General features: G+C 66.2%; 3 protein-coding genes and 2 pseudogenes. 2 read left to right on the plus strand and 3 right to left on the minus strand.

What is annotated here, in order from left to right:
• Both AC1D00_RS30920 and AC1D00_RS30925 read right to left on the minus strand, forming a co-directional pair.
• Nucleotides 1-292 (minus strand): annotated as a pseudogene (locus tag AC1D00_RS30920) (sensor histidine kinase); the annotation flags it as partial.
• A complete protein-coding gene (locus AC1D00_RS30925) occupies nt 289-969 on the minus strand; it encodes a response regulator transcription factor (RefSeq protein ID WP_028173254.1) in 681 nt (226 codons plus the stop codon). The gene AC1D00_RS30925 and the pseudogene AC1D00_RS30920, both read right to left, overlap by 4 nt.
• A gap of 351 nt (nt 970-1,320) precedes the next feature.
• Between AC1D00_RS30925 and AC1D00_RS30930 the strand changes: the two genes are divergently transcribed.
• Together AC1D00_RS30930 and AC1D00_RS30935 are read left to right on the plus strand one after the other, a co-directional pair.
• Nucleotides 1,321-2,214, plus strand: a complete 894-nt coding sequence (locus tag AC1D00_RS30930; protein WP_477013267.1) for a MipA/OmpV family protein — start codon at nt 1,321-1,323, stop codon at nt 2,212-2,214.
• Between the two features lie 6 nt (nt 2,215-2,220).
• Nucleotides 2,221-2,961 carry a hypothetical protein gene (locus AC1D00_RS30935; protein ID WP_477013268.1) on the plus strand — a complete coding sequence of 247 codons (741 nt, stop codon included), beginning with the start codon at nt 2,221-2,223 and terminating at the stop codon, nt 2,959-2,961.
• A gap of 4 nt (nt 2,962-2,965) precedes the next feature.
• Here the strand turns inward: AC1D00_RS30935 and garD are convergent.
• A pseudogene (gene garD / locus AC1D00_RS30940) lies at nt 2,966-3,875 on the minus strand (galactarate dehydratase); the annotation flags it as partial.

The following is a 3,875-nucleotide window of genomic DNA, read 5'->3' on the forward strand; positions in this document are numbered from 1 at the left end:
GGGCGGGCCGGCGTTCACTGCCGTACTCGCTGACCAGCTCGCCCGCGGACACGACATACCAGAGGTTCGGACTGTCCGCTTTCAGCTCCTCGAGGGCGCGCGTCGGGCGCACCGTCAAGTTCTGCCCTTCGACTATGGTGGCGCGATCGAGTACGGCGGCCACGACCCGGCAAGCCCTGAACTCGCGCTCCTCCATCGGATAGCGCCAGATGAAGAGGCCGAGCATGATCAGGAAAATCGTCGTCGCGGCGATACCTAGCGACAGCGCAAAGGTCCGGGCGATCGACGTCATCGCGGTGTTGCCAGCCGCAGGATGTAGCCGATGCCGCGCATGCTGCGGATCTCGACGTCGCCGCCGAGCGCGGCCAGTTTCTTCCGCAGGCGCGAGACCTGCGCTTCGAGCGTGTTGGATTCGATTTCGTCGTCGAAGCCGTAGATCTCCTCGATCAGGGCGGCGCGTGTGATGACACGGTCGCGCCGCATCAATAGCGCTCCGAGGATCAGCGCCTCGCGCCGCCGCAGCAGGATTTTGGTGTCGGCGACCACCGCCTCGTTGCTGCCGAGATGCAGCTCGACATTGCCGAGCGACAGCACCGCGGGTGCGAGCAGGCGAGGCCGCCGCAACACGGCGCGCACCCGCGCGATCAGCTCCTGCGGCTCGAACGGCTTGCCGAGATAGTCGTCGGCGCCGCCGTTGAGGCCGTCAACGACGTCCTCCTTGGCGTCCTTGGACGTCAGCATGATGATCGCGGGGCGTTCCGGCGACCGGCTCAGCGCCGTGACCACCTCGAGCGCATCGCCGTCCGGCAGCATCCGGTCGACGATGGCGAGATCGTATTTGAAATTGTCCAGCGCCTGGCGGGCGTCGGCAATCGAGCCGACGAGGTCGACGACGCCGTGCAATTGCCCGAGCAGGCGGCTGACATAGGCGCCGATCTGCGGTTCGTCTTCGATCACGAGCGAGCGCACGCGGGTCGTCCTTGACTCTGCTGGGGCAACAAAACCCCGACCTTGACGCCCCCTGGCCGAATTCCGGCATTTCGGTTCGTGCGCGAGGTTCCCTTTAAGGCAGCGAGCTTGGCGAATAAAAGGCAGGGACGAGGGCGCTCACCGGCACGCGCGGTCAAAGTTCGGAGCGTGAACGCGTCCCGGGCAATGTTCGGGCAATGTTGGTCCTGCGGCGCACCTGGCGAGCGCCGGGAACGGATTGGGGCGGTGGCCCTGCGCCCTGCAATCTTGGGGCAATTTTGCCGGATCACATGCTGTGGCTCCAACCACACCAGTCGACCAGGCCCAGCAGGGCCGGTCCGGGGCCCCGTAATGAAGCAATTTGACGAAGCCGCTCTCGATCGTGCGGCGAGCGCGCAGCAGAGCTTGCTGAGTRCATTCCTTGCCGCGCTCGGCGCGATCACGGCGATCCCTCAGTCTGCATCGGCGCAGACTGCGTTCACGCTGCCGGCCCCACCGTTCGACCTGCCGATGCTGCCCTCGCCCTCCGGCAACTGGACCGTCATGGTCGGTATCGGCGGCGAATACACACCGGACTTCGTCGGGTCGAAGAACGGAAAATTCCGCCCGATCCCGATCTTCTCCATTCGCCGTGCCGGATCGATCGACCAGTTTCGCGGCCCCCGCGACAGCGCCAGCATTGYGCTGCTCGACGTCGGCTATTTTCGCGCCGGGCCTGCATTCAAATACGTCTCGTCGCGCAAGAGCGACAAATATTCCGAGCTGACAGGCCTTGGCGATGTCAAAGCCGCATACGAGCTCGGCGGCTTCGTCGAATATTACCCGGTCGACTGGCTGCGCCTGCGCAGCGAATTGCGCCAGGGCGTGGGTGGCCATACCGGCACGGCGGCCGACGTTTCCGCCGACGTCATCGTGCCGCTGATCCAGAGGCTTACGATCTCGGCCGGCCCGCGCTTCACCTGGAAAAGCACCAAGGCGACCGCACCGTATTTCGGCGTCGATGCCACGCAGGCGCTCGCGTCGGGACTGCCGATGTACGATGCCAGGGGCGGTGCGCACTCGGTCGGCTTCGGCAGCCAGATCTCCTATCGCATCAATCCGCAGTGGGAGGTCCATGCCTATGTCGAGTACGAGAAGCTGCTTGGCGACGCCGCGGACAGCCCGCTGGTGAAGCTGCGGGGATCGTCGAACCAGACCACGATCGGCCTGGGCGCGTCCTATTCGTTCGACTTCAGGATTCGATAGGTCGCCATGCGCCGTCATGCCGTTCTATGGATTGCCCTCGCGGTCGCTTCCGTCGCCCTCAGTGCCGCCGCGGCGTTCGAGACGCGCGCGAACCGGCTCCAGGCGATCAAGACCGTCGGCATCGTCTCGGCCATCGGCGAGGAGATGAGCCTGACGCAGGCCGGGCTGACCGCGCTCGGCAATACCGGGCAGAGCGCCTCGATCAGCGCCTGGGGGCTCGACGAGATGATCGTCCAGCAGGCGACGAAGCTCTTGAGCGGACGCTTTCGCGTGCAGCCGGTGAGCTACAGGCGTGCCGCGTTCGCCGCGATCAGGGATTCGGCGGTCGCGCCCGTCAATCTGCTGCGCAGCGATCCGTTCAAGGAGCTGGTTCGCAGCGATGTCGCTCCGCAGGGGCTGGATGCCTACATCGTCATTACAAGGGCAAGATCCAAGCTCGGCAGCGGCCGCAACGTCGAGGGCATCGGGCTCGTCCAATACCGGACGCTGTTTGCGGACTACGGGCTGATCCACGCGCTCTACGAGGTCCGCGTGATCGACGGCAAGTCGTTTGACGTGATCGAGAAGCGGGCGGCCGCGCCGCTCGACAACACCGGGACCATGCGGCTCGCCGGTCCGAGCGGGCCGGTCGACGAGACGTTTGACGGTCCGGCGTCGGGGGAACGGCTGCGCACGGCGATAGTGGATCTCGTCACGCGCAGCCTTCCGGTCACGCTGAGCGACATGCACCTGATGGAAAGTCAGTGACCCCTCAGGTCACCGGCGCCGGATTGAACAGCGTGAGGTCGTTGTGGATGCCCCAGCGGTCCGACCACGGTTTGGTGCGGCCACTGGCGACGTCGAGGATCAGGCGGAACAGGTCCCAGCCGCACTCCTCGATGGTCTTCTCGCCGGTGGCGATGCTGCCCGAATCGAAGTCGATCAGGTCCTTCCAGCGCCGCGCGAGCTCGCTGCGGGTTGCGACCTTGATCACGGGCGCAGCCGCAAGGCCGTAGGGCGTACCGCGGCCGGTGGTGAACACCTGCAGCGTCATGCCGGAGGCGAGCTGGAGCGTGCCGCAGATGAAGTCGGAAGCGGGCGTTGCCGCGAACAGCATGCCCTTCTGCGTCGCCTTCTCGCCGGGCGCGAGCACGCCGGTGATGGCGGACGAGCCGGACTTGACGATCGAGCCCAGCGATTTTTCGACGATGTTGGCGAGACCGCCCTTCTTGTTGCCGGGCGTGGTGTTGGCGCTGCGATCGGCACCGCCGCGGGCGAGATAAGAATCGTACCAGGCCATCTCGCGCACCAGCGCGCGGCCGACGTCCTCGTTGATCGCGCGTCGCGTCAGGAGCTGGATGGCGTCGCGCACTTCGGTCACTTCCGAGAACATCACGGTGGCGCCGGCGCGCACCAGGAGGTCGGCGGCGAAGCCGACCGCGGGGTTCGCGGTGACGCCGGAGAACGCGTCGCTGCCGCCGCATTGCAGGCCGATGACGAGGTCGGAGGCCGGGCAGGTCTCGCGGGTGCGCTTGTTGAGGATTTTCAGGCGTGCTTCGGCCTGGGTCATGATGGCATCGACGATCGCGCCAAAGCCGTCGAAGGCCTCGTCCTGCATGCGGACGATGGCGTCGCTGACGCCTTCCGGCACCAGCCGCACAGGCGCGAGCTTTTCGCAACCG

Source organism: Bradyrhizobium sp. P2_E8 (assembly GCF_056403875.1).